Genomic DNA, 19,202 nt, shown 5'->3' with positions numbered 1-19,202 from the left:
TTCACCATCCAGCCTTGGGATGTTTTTTCAACACTACGTCAGAGATCAGCAAGTAAGGGGAATATTCTTCAGCGGCTAAAGGCTGCGCCGTGATCAACATAGCAAACGGCTCCTTCGTCCGCTCGTCCGCCAACAGCACCCCGGCATGTTCTTTGGCAAAAGCGATCGCATATTCTTGGCCATCAGCCAATTTGAAACAATACAAATAAGCATCATTCCCCCGGTCATACAACCAGACGGACTGCATCTCCCGGGTCAGTGCCTGATTCGATTCCGTCCATTCTGGAATGGATAATATCAGCACCGCTCCGTTGCTCAATTCCGCCCATCCTCCGTCTTCCGGTATGACTGCCTGCCGAATCTGTGGAATATACCTTGTCGACATCTTAGATTTCCCCTTTCTGGCGCCGTTCCACCAACCGCTGTAGCAGCGGTGCAATACTGCATAAATTCCACTCAGCTACTTGCCCGTCTTCTATCGCCCCGACATCTCCAACCACCAACGTCGGAACCGGGTTCATGGTATGGGTGCGCACGCGCAAGTCTTCCATGTTGCCATGGTCGCTCACCAGCACAATCGTATCCTGGTGTTGGCGCAACCGAAGCATGGCCCCCAGGAACCGGTCCAATGTCTCAACCACCCACCGCACCAACTCGGGATCATGCTTGTGCCCCGCGCGATCACTCAAGAAAAACTCATGCACCACCAAATCATGGTCGCGTCCCAAGCGGGTGAGATGTTCGGCCGCCGTTTCGGGCGTGATCTCGTCTACCTCGGGCAAATGCTCCTTCAACGTGCGCCTGGTCAAATCATGATATACCGCTTCCCCCCGCAACAACTCTGGTAGGTATCGAACCGGCACCTGCGCCGACAGCATCGTCGCGGTCGACACGGAAATCCAGCCGCGTCTGGTCGCTGGGCGCTCAAAATATTCCTGCGTATAGCTATTGGCAAATGTAGCTTTCCAACCTTTGCGGGCAAATTGCTTATAGATGTTGTCTTCCTGAACCCAGTCGCGCAACCGGCGAAACGGTAGCCCGGCCATATGCATCCCCATTGCTTGCGGCGCATTTCTACCAGTAAAAATGGCCGCTTGGCCTGTTGCGCTCTGCGGCAATCCCTCGACCCCAAGCCGGGTGTCCGTCGCGATCAGGCGCACTTCTTTTCCATGCGTACCAACCGCCGCACGGCTAAGCGGCAATCCGCTCAACCAGCTTCTGAGATGCGGTGTCGGCTCGGTCACCCAAGGATTGTATTCCGCATCGTCGCCCAACCCTACTCCGTCAACAAACAGCAAGAAAACAGTAATCCCCTTCACCTCCAGTCTTTTTCATTGTAACATGTGATTGTGATACAAAGGAGGAAACGAAGATGCGCTTCAGCGAGATGGACAAAGAAACCCTTACCGAAACGATTCGCCAGCTGGAACAGGAAGAGAAGTGGGCGAGAGAACACGGACTAGACAGCCAAGTTAACATCATCAGCCAAAAACGCAAACTGGCCCGCTCGTATTTGGTCGATCCCGCCACCATCCCCCCGAAACGGTGGTACGCGGTCGAAGGAGAAACGCGCCGCTTCTATGTGGATTATCTCAACGGCGTGATGGCTTGGGGGAATTGGGAAGGGACTGAAGAATTGATCGCTCTTCCATTGGCCGTGCTAAAAAGTTAATTTTTTTGGCAAATCCGGGTTAAATTTCGTCTTTTTGAACATACTACATCTAGGAGGTGTGTTTAAAAAGATGTATTATGTCATAAGAGATTCTGAAAAATTACCACCATCCATCATTCACGAGGACAACTACTTCGCCTGGTATAATCCCATGAAAAAGGATCATCAGGTGGAATTCCGCGGTACCATGAACCAATGCTACGACTTCATGGCTACCCGCTACCAACAAAGATGACATGCTTGCGTTTCGCCTAATTGTTAGAATAATCAAGCACATCCACCCAACAAAAAACCGGGGTTGCCCCGGTTTTCTATTTTTGCTGATTCAACTTTTTCTCACGCACTGGCGGCAGGATTTTCTTCATGTCCACTTTGCGCTCAATTACCCAGGTGCTTGGATCGCTCTCTTCAAACTGCTCCAGAAACTGAATCACTTCGCGGGTAATCGGCGTCGGGGTGGATGCGCCCGCCGTCACGCCCACCTTTTTCTTCCCTTTCAACCATTCGATGTTCAATTCCGTCACATCGCTGATCCGGTACGCCTCTACGCCGGCGATCTCTTTGGCCACCTGTGCCAAGCGGTTAGAATTGTTGCTGCGCGGATCTCCTACCACAATCACCAAATCCGTCTGCTTGGCTTGTTCGGCGACCGCTTCTTGCCTCTCTTGCGTTGCGAGGCAGATTTCATTGTGAATCTCGACCGTCGGGAATTTGGCACGCACTTTATTCATCAAATGCGCCGTATCCCATTGGCTCATGGTCGTTTGGTTGGTAACCAACAGCCGATCTGTGTTTAGTTCCAACTTCTCGATGTCTTCTTCCTTCTCAATCAGGTGCACGCGCCCCGGAGCGACGCCCATCGCCCCTTCCGGCTCCGGATGGTTCTTCTTGCCAATGTAGATCACTTCATATCCGTCAGCCACTTTTTCGCGAATCAAATCATGGGTGCGAGTTACATCCGGGCAAGTGGCGTCCACGATCGTCAGCCCTTTTGCCCGCGCCTTTTTGCGCACCTCTGGCGAAACTCCGTGGGCCGTGAAGATCACCGTCCCCTTGTCCACTTTATCAAGAAGCTCGAAGCGATTTTCCCCATCCAGGGTGATGATGCCTTCATCTTCAAAGGCGTCCACGACATGGCTGTTGTGGACGATCATACCCAAAATGTATATCGGACGCGGCAAGTCCAGATTTTTGGCGGCTTGTCGAGCCAAAACCATGGCATCGACCACGCCATAGCAGTATCCGCGCGGTGTGATTTTCACTACTTCCATTCCTGTTTCCCTCCCGACCCCGTTTGGTCCGAGGCATAGTCCATCTCATTATAGCTTATTCTCCAACTGGAACCAAGGGAAGGTCGCCCGGCTCTGGCCATCCCAAAAGATGGGCTGGTCTGCACGGTACATTCGCACGGGGGCATTCATAAGATACACTGTCATCACAAATGAAGGAAGTGAAAACATGGAAAGACCACAAAAACCTTACACGCCGCCAGCACCACCTGCAAAGCCGATGCCACCGATGCCGCCCATGCCACCCATGAAACCGATGCCGCCATGCCCGCCCATGAGACCTTGCCCGCCGGCGCAACCGATGCCGATGCCAATGCCCATGCCGTATCCATATCCAGGGCACCATCATATGATGCACCGTTTGCCGTGTGATCCCCATGCTTTGCGAAATCTGTATATGCAATTGAAAATCTGCCATAAGTTCGAAATGGCAATGCTGAAGTGGCATATGAAATATTGTTGTAGCCGCCGCCGTCCCCATCCCGTTCCCCCGCGTCATTGTTCTTCCTCACACGTATCTTCATCAAGACGGCACGAAAGCAGTTGCTGTTGTTAACAACCCGCCTTCCCTCCAAGCAATTCGGGAGGGCATCCTTTCTTTTTTGCACAAAAAAACCCCGCCATGCTCCGCGAGGTTTTTAAACCAATGATAAGTGCTTATAAAAAAACGGGTTCCGCCGGAGCAGAGCGGGTCCGGCGATTGTGGCCGGGTGAAGTTGCAGGCCTAGTTCTCCTTGTTTTTAATGCGTTCGCGTATGTACAGGCCCGCCAAAATAAATGAGATCAGCATGGAGAACAGCAACAGGCCATGTTCCAGAATATTCGCATACATCTCCCCGGCTTCCCTCCTTCGACTCATTCGCCTTTAAATTTATACTATATAACAGAATAAACGTAAAGATAAAGCCACTTTAATTCAAAATATGGACAATTCATCCCTGTTTCTATTCAATTATTGCTGTTGATAAAGTGAATTTTCCACTATGGAAATGATTGGTTCCAGGGGTACGACCAACATCTTACCCAGAAGACCAGCTTTCTCTCATCCGATGCAAAATCCATCTTTTTGTATGATTTTGACATCTCTTGTCTTGTTGTGTCGAATGAAAGGAATGCAACGAATGGTCGTCAAATAGTTATCCGAGAATCCAATCATTCCAATGGTTGTAGCATAAAATCTAAAAAATTGATAAAAAGTTGACACAAAATCGTTTGTCGCATCGAATGATTATGTACCTGAACTTTTTCATCTCAGTTTTGGTTTGGTTTTGGGTGTTTCCATGTTTATCCCCCCTGTAAAAACAGGGGGGATTTTTTTCTTGCCCGTACAGAACCTGTCTCCATCAGGCCCGCAAAGCAATGTGCTGACTATCGTACTGATGGATGAAGCGGATCAACTCCTCAGACATCTGCCAATATGAGAATGGAGTAATCAAGTAAATCCCGTTGAAACGGGATAATGCCACTTCCAGCAATTCCTTCGCTACCGCCACGCCTTCCCTGCGCCCTGCCGCTTTGTCTGGCTGTTGCTCCATGCGCTTTAACACTTCCGGCGAAATTTTTATCCCTGGCACTTCATTATGCAAAAATAGCGCATTGCGATACCCCGTCAACGGCATGATCCCGATGAAGATGGGAATGGGGATGTGTTTCGTCGCTTCATGCACATCGATGATTCCTTGGGCATCGTACACAGGCTGAGTCATGATGAAATCGGCTCCTGCCTCCACTTTTTTCTCCAGGCGGCGCACGGCAGCGTCCAACTGGCGCACATGCGGATTAAACGCTGCCCCGACGACAAACCGGGCTTTCTGTTTCAATTGGCGTCCAGCAAAAGAGATTCCCTCATTCAATTGCTTCACCATGCGGATCAGCTCAAACGAAGTAACATCATAGATGGAGCTAGCCCCCGGCAAGTCGCCCATCCGCGTCGGATCTCCGGTGATGACGAGGATTTGGTCGATGCCCAACGCATGAAGACCCATCAAGTGCGATTGTTGCCCCAGCAGGTTGCGGTCGCGGCAGGCGACATGGACAAGTGGCTCAATTCCCATCTTCTCTTTTAAAATCGCCCCCAAGGCCAAATTGCTCATGCGGGCAGTGGCCAAGGAGTTGTCGGCCATCGTGATCGCATCAACCCCTGCTTGGTGCAACCGGCTGGCGCCATGCAAAAAAGCGGAAATGTCCAAGTCCTTGGGTGTGTCAAATTCGCACACGATCGTCCGTTTATGGCGCACTTTCTCTACGACCGTCGGTTTGACGCGCTCGGTTATCTCCACCGCTACCGGTTGTGCTGTCTCCCGATTCTGCGGATTGCGGCGTGGCACCGGCTTTCTTCCTTTCAGGCTTTGGGCTAGCAACCGGATGTGTTCAGGGGTAGTGCCGCAACATCCCCCCAACAAGCTAACCCCTTGCTCCACCAACAACTCCGCCGTTTGTTCAAAATAGGCGGGATTAGATTTATAAGCCAACTCCCCATCGGTGATCCCTAACCGGCTGGCATTGGGAAACGCGGTGATGACCAATTGTTCTGGCACCACCGTTTTCTCCAATCCGCGCAACAATTCCATCGGCCCTAAACGGCAATTGAGACCAACTCCATCTACCCCCCGCTCAGCCAACAACTGAAACGCGGTAGAGATGGAAAACGCATCACGCGTCCGGCCCACTTCCAACATTGAAAACTGAGCCAGCAAGGGAAGTTTGGTCAGAGGACGGATCACTTCGACAGCCAACAGCATTTCCTTTACATCGAGAAATGTCTCCAACAGAATGCCATCCACCCCGGCATGCAACAGCGCCGTGGCTTGTTCTTCATACATGTCGCGGTATTCCTCTTCATCATAGGCGGGCACGCGCCCGGCACAGATGGAGCCGATCGAGCCCAAGATGTAGGCGTCATCCCCCACCGATTCCCGGGCCAAACGCACCGCTTCCCGGTTGAGGCGCGTCACTCTCCCTTCCAACCCATACCGCGTCAACCGCTCCCGGTTGGCTCCATACGTATGCGTCTCAATCACCCGCGCTCCCGCTTCATAATAAGCTTGGTGCACTCCCGCCACCAGTTTGGGGTCGCTTAGCACCAACTCTTCGGTACAATCGCCGATGGAAACGCCCTGCTGGTACAAATAAGTGGTCATTGCCCCGTCGCCCACGAGCAACTCGCTCCGCAACCGTTCAATCAAATTTGGTTTGCCCATCTATTTTCCTCCTCACACCACACTGAAATAACGGGCTTCAGGGTGCGCAAACACCATCGCCGACACCGACGCTTCTGGCTCCATCATGAACCCTTCCGTCAGCGCAACCCCGATCTCTTCCGGCTCAAGCAATCGGAACAGCTTGGCTTGGTCTTCCAGATCGGGACAAGCTGGGTATCCAAACGATACGCGAATTCCTTGATATCTGGCGGCAAATCGTTCTTTCATGGTCATGGTGACCGGGTCGGGGAAGCCCCAAGCACTACGCATCACCTGATGAATCCGTTCCGCAAACCCTTCCGCCGTCTCCAACGCCAATGCTTGCAACAAGTGGGAACGCAAGTAGTCGCCCTGCTCTTTCCACTTTTCCGCTTGCTCGCGCACTCCCAAACCGGCGGTGACGGCGAAAAAGCCGACGGTATCCATCTCTCCCGACTCCACCGGCCGCACAAAGTCAGCCAAACAGAGATAAGAGCCTTTCGTCTGTCTTGGGAAAGTAAACCGTTCAATAACCCGACTGTGATCGTTGGGGTCATAAATCAGAATCGTGTCGCCATCCGCTTGTGCCGGGAAAAACCGATAGCAACCGTGCGGACGGATCAACCGGTCGGAAATAGCCGCGGCAAACAACTCATCCACCTGAGCTTTCAATTGGCAAGCTTTCTCATCACCAGCAGCCAACAGCTCCGCCACATTCCCCTTCAGGCCCAAATGCTTGCCCAAGAGCATCTGCTCATTGATATAAGGGCGCAGTTGCGCGAGCGGCACATCCCGATACACATGTTTCTCATAGTCGGGCGGGACGAACAGCGGGGCTTGGCGGTTGATGTCGCTGACACGTCGCACAGCCACCTGCACACTCGCTTTCACTTCGGTGTTCGCCGCTTGCGATTTGACTCGCTTCGCCCGCAACTCGGCCTCCAGCGCATCCCGTTCTTCCGGATTCATCAAACGGTTTGCCAATTCAAGGCCATTCATGGCGTCTCTGGCATACAAGACCGGGCCATTGTATTCGGGAGAGATGCGGGTATCCGTAAATTTGCGTGACAGCGCCGCCCCACCGACGAGCATCGGCACATGAATATCAGCTTTTCGCAAATCCTGCGCAGTCACTACCATCTGTTGGGCAGACTTCACCAACAAGCCTGACAACCCGATCATATCTGGACGCTCACGCCGCGCTGCTTCGATCAGTTGTTCCGGCGGCACCTTGATGCCGAGGTTCACCACCTCATAACCGTTATTGGCCATGATGATTTCCACCAAATTCTTGCCGATGTCATGGACATCGCCTTTTACTGTCGCCAAGATCACTTTCCCCCTGGCATGCGTCTTCGCTTTGTCCATATGCGGCTCCAGATAAGCCACGGACGCTTTCATCACTTCGGCGCTCTGCAACACCTCGGCCACAATCAGTTGGTTGTCGTTGAACAAGCGCCCCACTTCATCCATGCCCGCCATGAGCGGCCCATTAATAATGTCAAGCGGCTTATATTTGGTCAGCGCCTCATCCAGGTCGGAAAACAGGCCGTCTTTGCTTCCCTCCACCACATAGCGCGCCAAGCGCTCCTCCAATGTCAGATGGTCTGATTGCTTTTTCTCTTCCACTTTTTTGTCTCGATAAAAGGCCGTGAATTCAGCCAGCACTGCATCGTAATTAGCTTGGTTGGTGTCAAAGAGCAATCGCTCCGCCAAACGGCGTTCCTCTTCCGAAATCGAAGCGTAGCGCTCCAGTTTTTCGGTATTCACGATGGCATAGTCCAAACCGGCTTTGGTGCATTCATACAGATAAACGGCATTAAGGACTTCGCGACCCGCCAATGGCAAGCCGAAGGAGACGTTGGACACACCCAAGATGGTGGCAGTGCCGGGAAGCGCTTCTTTGATCAGGCGGATCCCCTCCACCGTTTCCACGGCCGACCCAATGTACTGTTCATCACCTGTGCCCACGGGGAACACCAATGGATCGAAAATGATGTCCTCTGGCGCAATGCCGTATTTCTCCACCAACAATTCATACGATCGCAATGCCACTTCCAGTTTGCGCTCCCGTGAAACAGCCATGCCCTGTTCATCAATGGTTCCAACCACCACCGCGGCTCCAAATCGCTTCACCAGCGGCAACACCTCTTGGAAGCGCTCCTCGCCGTCCTCCAAGTTGATGGAATTGATCACTGCTTTGCCTTGCGTATAAGTTAATGCCCGGGCAATCACTTGGGGGTCAGTAGAGTCGATCATCAGCGGCGCTTTGACTTTCTTGGTGACAAACGACAAAAACTTCTCCATATCAGCCAATTCATCACGGTCAGGATCGGCCAGGCAGATGTCGATCACCTGGGCTCCCCCTTTCACCTGCTTGCGGGCGATCTCTGATGCTTCCTCATAACTCCCTTCCACGATCAAGCGTTTAAACTTGCGCGAACCGATAACATTGGTCCGCTCCCCAACTAAAATGGGGCGGTTGTCTTCTAAGAAAACGGCCTCAATTCCCGATACAGCGGGAGCATGTGTGGCTTGCAACTGGCGTGGTTTAATGCCAGCCAATGCTTCGCTCATCGCCCGGATGTGATCAGGCGTGGTGCCACAACAGCCCCCGGCAATATTGAGCCAACCGTTAGCCGCAAAATCGGCCATTTTACGGGCCAGCGCTTGCGGCGTTTCCAAATAGTCACCGTTTTCATCAGGCAAACCGGCATTCGGGTAGCAACTGACGGCGCATCGAGCCATCCCCGCCAGGGTGCGGATATGGTCGGTCATGAACTCGGGGCCGGTCGCGCAATTCAAGCCCACGGCAAACGGTTTGAGATGCTCGATCGACACATAAAAAGAGTCAATCGTCTGTCCCGCAAGCATGGTTCCCATCGGTTCAATCGTGCCGGAGACCATCACCGGCAAGGTGACACCTAATTCAGCGAACGCCCGCTCAATACCCACACTCCCCGCTTTGACATTTAGCGTGTCTTGCGATGTTTCCAACAAGAGAAAGTCAACGCCCCCTTGAATCAAAGCTTTTGCCTGCAAATAATAGCCTTGGGCCAGCTCGTCAAAGGTGGTGCCACCGGTCACGGACAGCGTTTTGGTAGTCGGACCCATCGCCCCGGCAACATAGCGCGGCCATTCCGGCGTTGAGAACTTGCGGCATGATTTCACCGCCAACCGCGCCGCCGCTAAGTTGATCTCTTCCGTCAATTCAGGCTTTTCATACTCTGCTAACACGATGGGAGTCGCCCCAAAGGTGTTGGTTTCTACAATATCTGCCCCCGCCGCGAAATAGGCATCGTGAATCGACTCGATGAGATCAGGGCGGGTCAGGTTCAACATCTCGTTGCACCCATCTAAGGCTTCCCCCCCAAAGTCCGCCGCCGTCAACGCAGCTTGTTGCAACATCGTCCCCATCGCGCCATCCAAGATTAGGATCTTCTCTTTCAGTCGTTCAGACACACACTGCTTGGCCATGCTGGCTCCACCCTCTCCTCAAAATAAAAAAACACCATTCATCTCCGAAAGATGAAAGGTGTTTGCCGCTCGCTTATCACTCTCATCTTTCAGAGAGAACACTCTCTGACAGGAATTAGCACCACATTGGAATAACCAACAGGTTGCCGGGCTTCATTGGGCCAGTCCCTCCGCCACTCTGGATAAGAGATTATTTTTATATCTCAATAATATAGCTATTTCGCAAAACCGTGTCAATCAAATTCACAAATACAGTTTGTTTTTGTTGAGCTCTTTTTGCGTTTGATACATCCGTTGGGTCGCTTCCTGGAATTTCGCTTCTTCACCAATTTTTTCATAACAATCTGCCAGTTCATAATAACACTGGTAGACGCGGTCTTTTAACTTATTTTTGTCCGCAATCTTGCCAGCGCTTTGGAAATATTCGATAGCATCCAGGTAATGGTTCATATTTTTCATCGCTTGCCCCAACAAGATCAGTGCCGTGCTGGTCAACAAACCATGGTGAATGCGTTCCGCCATGTCCAAAGCCTGTTTCAGTATATCTCGCGCTTGTTCCATTTTCCCTTGCATGAGATAGACTTGTCCCAACGAACAGCTCGCTTGCACCAAATCCTCTTTGTCGCTCACATGCTCTCCCAGCTCCAGCACAAACTCAAATGCAACCTCTGCATCAGCCAGTTGGCCCGCGTCTTGATAGGAGTGAGCCAGCACCGACCACAATCGGAACATCCCCCCATACTCCCTGCTACCCACGGCGATTTGGCTTCCTTCGCGGGCATAGCGGATAGCATCTTGGTAAAGCTTCATCTTGCGCAGGAGTTCTGCCCGAAGCGCATACGTCTGGAGGATCAGCTGGCGTGAGCGAATCTGCGGCAACAGAGCCCACACCTCATCGACACCACGCAATGCCTCATCGGCCCGATCCAGTTTTTGCAGATTTTCGATCCGAGCGAGCAAAAGCTTCACATGCATTTGTTCGAAAATTTCTTCTTCATCAGTTAAAGCGTCCAGCCCTCGCTCAACATATTTCAGCGCTTGCTCCCAGTCCTTGTGTTGCATACGGCATTCTGACAGACACAAGTAACTGGCCGCCTCCAAGTTGACTTTGGGGGAGTAGGGGTCCTGATAAGCGAGACGGATGGCTTCGCTCAGTTCCCTTTCTGCTTTGCGCCAATCCCGCTTGATAAAATGAATGCGCCCTTTGAGGTAGTGAATCGTCGCTTGGTGTTGAGAGGTAACCTCATCGGATAAATCGGACAACAGAGCTAAAGCGCGTTGATAGTTGCCAAGTTGGATCATGGTTTCAATCGCGGTGAATTTCACTTGCAAGCTTTCGATGCTCCCAGTGTCCTTTTCGATCATGTCGGGCACTTCACTCAGATCCAAACCCAGTTTGTTCATGAGATACAACACTTTGTCTTTGTTCACATGAGGTACGCCACGCTCGATGTTACTGATAGTGGCAGTGGAGATGTGCTGGTCAGAGAGATCTTCCAGCCGCAATCCCCGTTCCTTTCTCACTTTACGAATGTATTTGCCCACTTCACTCATTTCCAAAATGTTCATCGCGACCTATCCTTTCCGAATTCTTGTTATTTCTATATTACTCCATCTATTTCATTTTATAAAGGAATAAACATATAAATTTTTCCATATAAAGGAGTGTAATTTTTTCCAACTGCTTTATTTTTTATTTCTTACCCACGACTGCCCCCGCAATATCACATAAAAAGATAAATAATCTGAAAAAACCACAAAAAGAAACCGATTCCTTATCTCTTTCGGGACAAGAAATATTTTCCCAATACCTCTATCTTCTCCATAAAATGAATCTTTATGCCAAATTTATGTTTTTTGTTTTATTTGATCAATTGGACCAACTTTAGTGCACCATCTACCACGATGACAGAGAGACCCCAGCCGCTGAGCAGGCCCGTCGCCACGCGGAGCAGGTTGTTGCTCTGGCGCCAACCCAGCCATTGCGTTCCCCCGTCGATCAGCATCGGCATCTGTGCCAACAATCCAAACGGCCAAGGCGGCGCTAGCGGGATCAACAGCAGGATCGGAATAAACAAATAACCCATCATAATGCCCAGACAGCGCGCACAGACGGGCAAAGGTTGTCCCCCCATATGAAAACACCGTTCTGGCTTGCGGTGGCAGGGCACGAACTTCAGCCAATCAAGCCATCGCCCCATTCGCTTCCCCCTCGCTTTAGTCCGAACAATTGCAATCGACACAATTGCAGTCCACGCAGTTGCAATCCACGCAGTCACAGTCAAACACATCGCATCCATCGCATCCGCAATCAAAGTCGTCACACTTCTTCCGGCGCCGCTTGTAATAGATGAACCACACCAAAAAAAGGACGCCACTCGCAACCAAACAGGCACTCCCTTCCAAGATCAGCCCCTGCACCAACAAGATTCCCCCGGCGACCGCCAACAACAGAATCAACGTCAGACTCACGAAGAACAATCCGCTAGCCCCTTTCTTACCAAAGTGTTCGCTTGCCGCGGCGATCGCAAGCCAAATCGAGCCAACTGCGCCAACCATACAGTAAACAAAACATCTTGAAACAAGCTTTACGGCAATCATGTTGCAATCAATGGAAAATCAGGAGATCATGCTGTTCATATCCCTTATGCCGGACTCACCTCATTTGTCAACTCTCTTCCCATCCCTTCGTCTTGACCATCATCGGACACACGGATGAAAGGAATGCCATTGCACCAACAAGTGTGACTCACCACTGGGGACTGGGCGCTTTCTCACTATCCCTGTTACCTCAATTCATAATCAACAGAAGGCAATCTGTTTGTCAATATGATTTTGTTTACCGACATGATATTTCCTCTTTTGATTTTGCTGATTTGGTTACAAATTATCTGTAAAAGTTTGTAGTTTATGTAGATTCATCCCATTCTTTTGAATGAAAAAGATAGAAAATGAACGAAATTGATTGATTAAGCAAACGACATCCGCTATGATAAGAAGGAAGCGAGGTGAACGAAAACGCTTACAATCCAACGACACCAAGTGATCTTGGATCTGCTGAAACAGAAGGGTGCTGTCAAACTGCAAGAGCTTGTCCTAGCGACGGATTCGTCAGAATCCACCATCCGCCGCGATTTGATCGAGTTGGAACGGCGCCGTCTTCTCAAGCGGATTCACGGCGGAGCCGCCTTGCTACAAACCAAGGGAGCCGAACCAACCATTGCTGAAAAATCAACCAAAAACCTTCAAATCAAACAACGCATCGCTGCAACCGCTGCTTCCTTGGTTGAGCCCGGTGATTGCATCTATCTCGATGCGGGTAGCACCACATTGGAAATGGTGCCCCACCTGCAAGCCAAAAATCTGACCGTTGTCACCAACGGCTTCGCGCAATTGGAAGCACTGGCTGAACGGCAAATCCGCGCCTATTTGCTGGGGGGAATGATCAAATTGTCCACCCGCGCGATGATTGGGAGCATGGCCTTGGAGTCCTTGCGCCTCTATCGTTTTGATAAGTGTTTTTTGGGAACCAACGGCATTGATTTGGAGCTGGGATACACCACGCCCGACCCCGAAGAAGCCATGATTAAAAAAACGGCGGCGCGCTTGGCCAGCCAGGCATATGTGCTAGCGGACGGCCAGAAGTTCCATGAAGTGGCCTTCGCTAAAGTCGCTGACATCCATGAGATGCGCATCATTACCGACAAGCTCCCGGAAGAGCAGCGACAATCCTATCTAAATCAGACCGACATTATTGAGGTGGACACATGATTTATACAGTAACACTCAATCCATCGATCGACTTCACCGTCCATGTTCAAACCTTGCGCCGAGGCGAATTGAATCGCATGGATCAGGAACAGAAATACCCAGGCGGCAAAGGAATCAATGTCTCCCGCATTTTAGCGCGAATAGGGGTGGAAACCACCGCCCTCGGCTTTGTCGGCGGGTTCACTGGCACCTATCTCACCAAAGCATTGACGAGTGAGGGAGTGGCGCATGATTTTGTCCGTATCGACGGGGATACCCGCATCAACATCAAATTGAAGGAACAGAGTGGGGAAACGGAAATCAATGGCGCAGGCCCTTCCATCCCCCCCGATCGCCTACAGCAATTCCTGCAAAAGCTGGAACGCCTCCGGGCCGGGGACATGCTGGTGCTCGCCGGCACCATTCCCCCTTCGCTCCCGCCTGACCTGTACCAAACACTGCTGGTCACCTACGGCAAACGCGGCATCAAGGTGGTAGTCGATACGAGCGGTGAAGCACTCGCGCAGGTCATTCGCCACCATCCCTTTCTGATCAAACCGAATCACCACGAGCTGGGTGAATTATTTAACACGACCTTCACCTCGCTCGACGAAACGATCCCTTATGGCGAGAAGTTGTTGGCCCAGGGGATTAGACATGTCATTGTGTCTATGGCCGACAAGGGCGCTCTGTTGTTCACCGCCGATGGGATCTACCGATCCAACGTGCCACGCGGTACCGTGGTTAACTCTGTGGGCGCAGGTGATTCCTTGGTCGCCGGCTTCATCGGCCACCTGTCGCAACACGGTTCAGTACCAGATGCATTCCGCTATGGTATCGCGACCGGTGGTGCTACCGCTTTTTCAGCGGACTTGGCCAGTCTAGACACGATCGAAACCGTTTATCCACAAGTTCAACTAACCAAACTGTAAGGAGGGGCCTCATGAAGATCACAGACTTATTAAAACCGGACACCATCATCATGGAACTTCAAGCGACCACCAAAGAGGCAGTGATCGAAGAACTGGTCGCCAAATTAGATGAAGCGGGGCGGCTCGCAGACCGCAACAAGTTTAAAGAAGCGATTCTCAAGCGGGAAGCGTCGGGATCGACGGGCATCGGCGATGGCATCGCCATCCCCCACGCCAAAACGGATGCCGTCAAAATACCGTCGATTTGCTTCGGCAAAAGCGTTCAGGGCATCGATTATGAAGCGCTTGACGGCCAACCAGCCCACCTATTCTTTATGATCGCCGCTGGCGAGGGAGCTGATGAAGCCCACCTTGAAACCTTGTCGCGCCTGTCCGTTCTCCTGATGGACAGCGCATTCCGCCAACAGTTGGAACAAGCCCGCACTGCGGAAGAGTTGGTAGCACTCATCCAAGACAAAGAAATGGAAAACGAGCCGGAAGAAGCGGCGTCCACCCACACCACCGATAAGCTCATATTGGCAGTGACAGCCTGCCCCACGGGCATTGCCCACACATACATGGCCGCTGACGCGCTCAACGCAAAAGCGCGGGAAATGGGCCTTACCATCAAAGTGGAAACCAATGGGTCAACCGGTGTGAAAAACAAGCTCACACCAGAAGATATTGCCCAAGCCACCGCCATCATCGTAGCCGCCGACAAACAGGTCGAGATGAGCCGTTTTCATGGAAAACCCGTCATTCAAGTGCGTGTCGCAGAAGCGATCCATCAACCGGAACGGCTCCTTACAGCCGCCCTCCGGCAGGAGGCTCCTCTCTATGTCGCGGACAACGCAGCGGGCCGCACTGAATCCTCTCAGGGAGGAGCTGGTTTCTACAAGCACTTGATGAATGGCGTGAGCAACATGTTGCCGTTTGTGGTGGGGGGCGGTGTGCTGATCGCCTTAGCCTTCGCCTGGGGTGGCATTGAGGCCAAAGGACCAGTCGCCGAGATGTTGATGAAAATCGGAAGCGAAGGCGCGTTCCATTTCCTCGTGCCCATCTTGGCCGGCTTTATTGCAATGAGCATTGCTGACCGTCCGGGCTTCGCTCCTGGGGTCGTTGGCGGTTTTTTGGCGGCCTCAGCGCAAGCCGGTTTTTTGGGCGGGTTGATCGCCGGTTTCTTGGCCGGATACATCGTGGTCGGCCTGAAAAAAGCGTTGGCATTCTTGCCTGAACAGCTCGACGGGCTAAAACCGGTTCTCTTGTATCCCGTGCTGGGCATCTTGCTCACCGGCATCCTGATGATCACCGTGGTCAACGGCCCGGTAGGCGCGCTAAACAAGGCGCTAGCCGCTTGGCTTAGTGGCCTCTCCGGCACCAACGCCGTCCTGTTGGGCGTGATCTTGGGCGGCATGATGGCCGCGGATATGGGCGGCCCCATCAACAAAGCGGCTTTCACATTCGGCCTCGCCTGCATGGAAGCGGGCAACTTCGGCCCACATGCTGCGGTGATGGCTGGCGGAATGGTTCCACCACTGGGCATCGCGTTAGCCACCACTTTCTTCAAACGCAAATTTAGTGACTCTGAGCGGAAAGCGGGTTTGACCAATTATCTCCTGGGGGCCTCATTTATCACAGAAGGAGCGATTCCCTTCGCGGCCGCTGACCCCTTGCGTGTTTTGGCAAGCTGCATAGTCGGGGCGGCTGTCGCTGGCGGATTATCCTTGTGGCTAGGGATCACACTGCCCGCGCCTCACGGCGGATTGTTCGTCATCCCCCTCGTCAACAAGCCGTTCCATTACGCGGCGGCCATTGTGGTGGGTTCTCTCGTTACTGCCTTCGCACTTGGCGTTTGGAAACGGCCAAGGCAGGATTGACACTACGGTGTGTCTGATGAATAGGCTAGCGGCTCCAAAACCATTTTCTCATTCGCTTCACGCGTGGCGAGGCGCTCCTCGAGAAAAGGTTTTTCCGCCGCTTCTTCCCCACAAACTTGATTTGCCAGACACGCCCTAGCGGCATACGGACAACGGATGGCTGTTTTTTTGCAAAAACCGATCTCATCCTCCCTTTTTTCAGTTATAATATACTTTTGTAAGCAACTTCTAATTTGGAAGGTGAATCTTGATGAGCAAAGCAAACGGTTTTGTCAACAGTTGGTTGCGTCACCGCCTGGTCATCTTGGAGTTGTTGGAGCAATTGCAAGACGAGCATTTGGATTATCGCCCTTGGGAAAAAGGCATGTCCCTGAAAGAATTGGTCTTGCACATGCTGCAATCCGCCGACATGTTTGTCAATTCAGTTATCGCAGGACATTTTGTATCCCCTGCTGAGCCGGAAAAGGCTGTGAACACCGTCGCCGAGTTGCGGGAATTGGCGCAAGCACTGACCGACAAAAACCGCCAATCCTTGTCCAGCCTGCCGGATGAAAAGTTTGCCGCTATGGTGGACGTGACCAAACCATTCGGCCGACCGCTTTCGGGTGAAGTGCTTTTGCAAATGATGCGGGATCATGAGATCCACCACAAAGGACAACTGTACACTTACGCGCGGATCGTCGGGGTAGAAACGCTACCGCTGTTTGTCAAGTTGCAATTGGATTAAGGGTGTGCGTAAAGGGATCAACCTTGGCGCGTGCCATCGCTATTCAGCCGAGTCGTGGATTTCCTTCCATGACTCGGCTTTTTCTCATAACCTGAACAGATTCCAAAGGCCACCTTTTTTCTTTTTCAACCATTGTCCGGCTTCGGCATCCCCTGCCTCCGCTGCTTTGGTCAACCATCTTTCCCCCGCGGCAATGTCTTGCGCCATGACCTTTCCTTCGATCAGCGCGTACCCATATTCCCGCATCGCGATCACCTCACCCGCTTCCGCCGCTTTACGGAGCCAGAACTCCCCCTGCGCCTGATCCCGCTCATACCCGACGCCGTGCAACAAGCGGTAGCCTAAAATGCGCATAGCAATCGGCTCTTCTTTCTCCGCCGCCTGCTGAATCCACCGTTTTCCCTCCGCCTCGTTTCGCTGGAGGCCGTCCCCTTCCAGCAAGCGGTAACCCAAAATCCGCATCGCTTCTGGATATTCCGCTTCTGTCGACCGGCGTAACCACATCTCCCCTTCAACCGCATCCTGACGCAACCCATCCCCGACTAACAAGCGATAGCCCAACTCCATCATCGACCAACTGTCACCCGCTTGCGACGCTTTTCTAAGCCACTTCTCCCCTTCGACCACATCTTGCTTCACTTGCTTGCCCGTCAATTTCCGATAGGCCAACTCCGCCATCGACCACACATCCCCCGCCTCTGCCGCCTTAGCCAGCCATTTCATTCCTTCTGCGACTTTGTCTTTGTTCTCCGCCGGGTTTGCTTGGCCTGCAATCGCCGACTCCTGTTCCATGGTGCCGGTCGCTCCGGGGTCGGTAGACATGACCTGTTTCAATTTCTTCTCCAGCGCCTTTTCCAAGATCTCTTCAATTCGATCCAGACTGACGCTTTCCGGCCACGACGGGCGAGGATGAACATACCCCTCATGCATGAATGACGGGTTTACGTACTGTTTCATAAACCATACGCTTAATTCATATAGGATGCGGTGTGCGCGCAAAGCCTGTTCAATGCTCTCGTATTTAGGATTGTGAACTGCCTTATTCCCTTCTGTCCGCACAAAATCAAAATGGCTCCGCATCTCTTCGGTGATCGCCCCTTGTTGCGCCAACGCTTTCAGCCTTTCGTATTGGGTGGCGGAAACTAGCCTGGTTCGCCCTTCCTTGGCGGCGATGAGCTTGGCCAATTCTTCGCCGAACACCCTCGCTTTGGCCAACGATGCGTGGGGATCGTCAAAAAGATTCCGTTCTAACTGTTCACCTAAGCTCACCAAATCGACCGATACATCCGCTAAAAAAGAAAACAATCCATGCTTGCTCACCATCAAACTCTCCTTATCGGATTGATCATGCATGAAGTATATCCTTATATTTATACAATATCATGAATAATTCATCAGTTCGTATAAAACGAATAACCCGGCATTCCCATGATGGGCGAATGCCGGGTCTGGCCACAGCGCACGGCTACTTCTCCACTGCTGCCACAATCTGTTCCAAAGCGTCCGTATTTTCTTGAAACAAATAAAAGTGGCCCCCTGCAAACTGCTGCATGAAAAAGCCGCCCGCTGTCATCTGTTGCCATGCCGCCAACTCATCCTGTTTCACATCAGGGTCCTCGATTCCGCCAAACGCCAAAATGGGGCAGGTCAACGGCTCCTCTTGGCGGTAAACGTAGCGATCCACCAACGCAAAATCGGCTCGAATGATGGGAAGGATCAATTCCATCAGCTCCCGGTTCGCTAATACTTCTTCCGGAGTACCATTCAATTCACGCAACTGATCGATCAATTCCTCGTCGGAAGAGTCATATCCGAGTGGTTTGCTCCGGGGGATGTGCGGCGCCTGTTTGGCAGAAACAATTAACTTCTGCGGCAACGGACGGTTCCGCCTACGCAATTCCCGAGCCAGCTCAAACCCGATCAACGCTCCCATGCTATGTCCAAAAATAAGAAAGGGTTGGTCCAGAAAGGGCTCCAATTCATCAGCCAGTTGCGGCACCAGCCGCTCAATCGAGGACACCGGCTCTTCCAACAGGCGATTTTCACGGCCCGGCAACTGAACCGGACACACCTCGATCCGTTTGGAAAACCGAGCTTGCCATTGGGTGAAAATCGAGGCGCTGCCCCCTGCGTATGGAAAGCAAAACAGACGCATCTCCGCTTGCGGATTCGGCTTGCGGTACATCAACACCTGATTTGTTTTGGTAGTCATCCCGACACTCTCCATTCTATGTAAACGCGATTTCAAACCTTGCTTGCCCCATGAAGGGCTTTTGCATCGACTGGCTGCGAATCCGGAGGAGTGGCGACCAACGCCCCC

16 protein-coding genes and 1 riboswitch are annotated in these 19,202 nt (G+C 52.2%); of the genes, 5 read left to right on the top strand and 11 right to left on the bottom strand.

What is annotated here, in order from left to right:
* Nucleotide 1: 1 nt before the first annotated feature.
* Together QQZ12_RS10210 and QQZ12_RS10205 are read right to left on the bottom strand one after the other, a co-directional pair.
* Nucleotides 2-385 carry a hypothetical protein gene (locus QQZ12_RS10210; protein ID WP_102993339.1) on the bottom strand — a complete coding sequence of 128 codons (384 nt, stop codon included), beginning with the start codon at nt 383-385 and terminating at the stop codon, nt 2-4.
* A gap of 1 nt (nt 386) precedes the next feature.
* Complete coding sequence (locus tag QQZ12_RS10205; RefSeq protein WP_189318897.1) at nt 387-1,298, bottom strand: alkaline phosphatase family protein; 912 nt, start codon at nt 1,296-1,298, stop codon at nt 387-389.
* 74 nt (nt 1,299-1,372) lie between these two features.
* On the opposite strand from QQZ12_RS10205, the gene QQZ12_RS10200 reads away from it, so the two are divergent.
* Nucleotides 1,373-1,672 carry a DUF1811 family protein gene (locus QQZ12_RS10200; protein WP_102993341.1) on the top strand — a complete coding sequence of 100 codons (300 nt, stop codon included), beginning with the start codon at nt 1,373-1,375 and terminating at the stop codon, nt 1,670-1,672.
* A gap of 311 nt (nt 1,673-1,983) precedes the next feature.
* Here QQZ12_RS10200 and QQZ12_RS10195 read toward each other — a convergent pair whose 3' ends face one another.
* From QQZ12_RS10195 to QQZ12_RS10165, 7 genes are all read right to left on the bottom strand, one after another.
* Complete coding sequence (locus QQZ12_RS10195; protein ID WP_102993342.1) at nt 1,984-2,943, bottom strand: 4-hydroxy-3-methylbut-2-enyl diphosphate reductase; 960 nt, start codon at nt 2,941-2,943, stop codon at nt 1,984-1,986.
* Nucleotides 2,944-3,107: 164 nt separating this feature from the next.
* Nucleotides 3,108-3,569, bottom strand: coding sequence for a hypothetical protein (locus tag QQZ12_RS10190; RefSeq protein WP_146130609.1), 462 nt, complete (start codon nt 3,567-3,569; stop codon nt 3,108-3,110).
* Between the two features lie 735 nt (nt 3,570-4,304).
* Complete coding sequence (locus QQZ12_RS10185; protein ID WP_284724380.1) at nt 4,305-6,161, bottom strand: bifunctional homocysteine S-methyltransferase/methylenetetrahydrofolate reductase; 1,857 nt, start codon at nt 6,159-6,161, stop codon at nt 4,305-4,307.
* Between the two features lie 12 nt (nt 6,162-6,173).
* A complete protein-coding gene (gene metH, locus QQZ12_RS10180; protein WP_284724379.1) occupies nt 6,174-9,617 on the bottom strand; it encodes a methionine synthase in 3,444 nt (1,147 codons plus the stop codon).
* Between the two features lie 79 nt (nt 9,618-9,696).
* Nucleotides 9,697-9,806: riboswitch (SAM riboswitch) on the bottom strand.
* A gap of 54 nt (nt 9,807-9,860) precedes the next feature.
* Nucleotides 9,861-11,186: a tetratricopeptide repeat protein gene (locus QQZ12_RS10175; protein ID WP_154987593.1), complete on the bottom strand. Its 1,326-nt coding sequence runs from the start codon at nt 11,184-11,186 to the stop codon at nt 9,861-9,863.
* A gap of 293 nt (nt 11,187-11,479) precedes the next feature.
* Entirely contained in the window at nt 11,480-11,818 is a 339-nt protein-coding gene (locus QQZ12_RS10170; protein WP_181352905.1) for a DUF2085 domain-containing protein, read from the bottom strand.
* A 16-nt stretch (nt 11,819-11,834) separates the two neighbouring features.
* Entirely contained in the window at nt 11,835-12,176 is a 342-nt protein-coding gene (locus QQZ12_RS10165; protein ID WP_194830673.1) for a hypothetical protein, read from the bottom strand.
* 468 nt (nt 12,177-12,644) lie between these two features.
* Here QQZ12_RS10165 and QQZ12_RS10160 point away from each other — a divergent pair, with 468 nt between their 5' ends.
* The 4 genes from QQZ12_RS10160 (at nt 12,645) to QQZ12_RS10145 (ending at nt 16,882) form a co-directional block, all read left to right on the top strand.
* Nucleotides 12,645-13,388 (top strand): DeoR/GlpR family DNA-binding transcription regulator, encoded by a 744-nt coding sequence (locus QQZ12_RS10160; RefSeq protein WP_102993348.1) that lies wholly within the window; start codon nt 12,645-12,647, stop codon nt 13,386-13,388.
* Entirely contained in the window at nt 13,385-14,299 is a 915-nt protein-coding gene (gene pfkB, locus QQZ12_RS10155) for a 1-phosphofructokinase (RefSeq protein WP_284724378.1), read from the top strand. The genes QQZ12_RS10160 and pfkB overlap by 4 nt, the downstream gene beginning before the upstream one ends.
* Nucleotides 14,300-14,310: 11 nt before the next feature.
* Entirely contained in the window at nt 14,311-16,155 is a 1,845-nt protein-coding gene (locus QQZ12_RS10150) for a PTS fructose transporter subunit IIABC (protein ID WP_284724377.1), read from the top strand.
* 250 nt (nt 16,156-16,405) lie between these two features.
* Nucleotides 16,406-16,882 carry a DinB family protein gene (locus tag QQZ12_RS10145; protein ID WP_102993351.1) on the top strand — a complete coding sequence of 159 codons (477 nt, stop codon included), beginning with the start codon at nt 16,406-16,408 and terminating at the stop codon, nt 16,880-16,882.
* Nucleotides 16,883-16,966: 84 nt separating this feature from the next.
* Here QQZ12_RS10145 and QQZ12_RS10140 read toward each other — a convergent pair whose 3' ends face one another.
* Nucleotides 16,967-18,202, bottom strand: coding sequence for a DUF4145 domain-containing protein (locus QQZ12_RS10140; protein ID WP_284724376.1), 1,236 nt, complete (start codon nt 18,200-18,202; stop codon nt 16,967-16,969).
* Nucleotides 18,203-18,347: 145 nt separating this feature from the next.
* Complete coding sequence (locus QQZ12_RS10135; RefSeq protein WP_284724375.1) at nt 18,348-19,094, bottom strand: thioesterase II family protein; 747 nt, start codon at nt 19,092-19,094, stop codon at nt 18,348-18,350.
* Nucleotides 19,095-19,202 lie beyond the last annotated feature (108 nt).

The organism is Laceyella tengchongensis (assembly GCF_900182735.1).
Classification (GTDB): domain Bacteria; phylum Bacillota; class Bacilli; order Thermoactinomycetales; family Thermoactinomycetaceae; genus Laceyella; species Laceyella tengchongensis.
Note: the sequence above shows the minus strand (reverse complement) of the source record. Positions and strands in the feature narration are given on the sequence as shown.

Excerpts from the sequence above, each read along its gene's own strand:
- pfkB (WP_284724378.1), top strand. The coding sequence starts at position 13,385 with ATGATTTATACAGTAACACTCAATCCATCGATCGACTTCACCGTCCAT.
- QQZ12_RS10170 (WP_181352905.1), bottom strand. The coding sequence starts at position 11,818 with ATGGGGCGATGGCTTGATTGGCTGAAGTTCGTGCCCTGCCACCGCAAG.
- metH (WP_284724379.1), bottom strand. The coding sequence starts at position 9,617 with ATGGCCAAGCAGTGTGTGTCTGAACGACTGAAAGAGAAGATCCTAATC.
- QQZ12_RS10135 (WP_284724375.1), bottom strand. The coding sequence starts at position 19,094 with ATGACTACCAAAACAAATCAGGTGTTGATGTACCGCAAGCCGAATCCG.
- QQZ12_RS10145 (WP_102993351.1), top strand. The coding sequence starts at position 16,406 with ATGAGCAAAGCAAACGGTTTTGTCAACAGTTGGTTGCGTCACCGCCTG.
- QQZ12_RS10165 (WP_194830673.1), bottom strand. The coding sequence starts at position 12,176 with ATGGTTGGCGCAGTTGGCTCGATTTGGCTTGCGATCGCCGCGGCAAGC.
- QQZ12_RS10175 (WP_154987593.1), bottom strand. The coding sequence starts at position 11,186 with ATGAACATTTTGGAAATGAGTGAAGTGGGCAAATACATTCGTAAAGTG.
- QQZ12_RS10200 (WP_102993341.1), top strand. The coding sequence starts at position 1,373 with ATGCGCTTCAGCGAGATGGACAAAGAAACCCTTACCGAAACGATTCGC.
- QQZ12_RS10185 (WP_284724380.1), bottom strand. The coding sequence starts at position 6,161 with ATGGGCAAACCAAATTTGATTGAACGGTTGCGGAGCGAGTTGCTCGTG.
- QQZ12_RS10150 (WP_284724377.1), top strand. The coding sequence starts at position 14,311 with ATGAAGATCACAGACTTATTAAAACCGGACACCATCATCATGGAACTT.
- QQZ12_RS10195 (WP_102993342.1), bottom strand. The coding sequence starts at position 2,943 with ATGGAAGTAGTGAAAATCACACCGCGCGGATACTGCTATGGCGTGGTC.
- QQZ12_RS10210 (WP_102993339.1), bottom strand. The coding sequence starts at position 385 with ATGTCGACAAGGTATATTCCACAGATTCGGCAGGCAGTCATACCGGAA.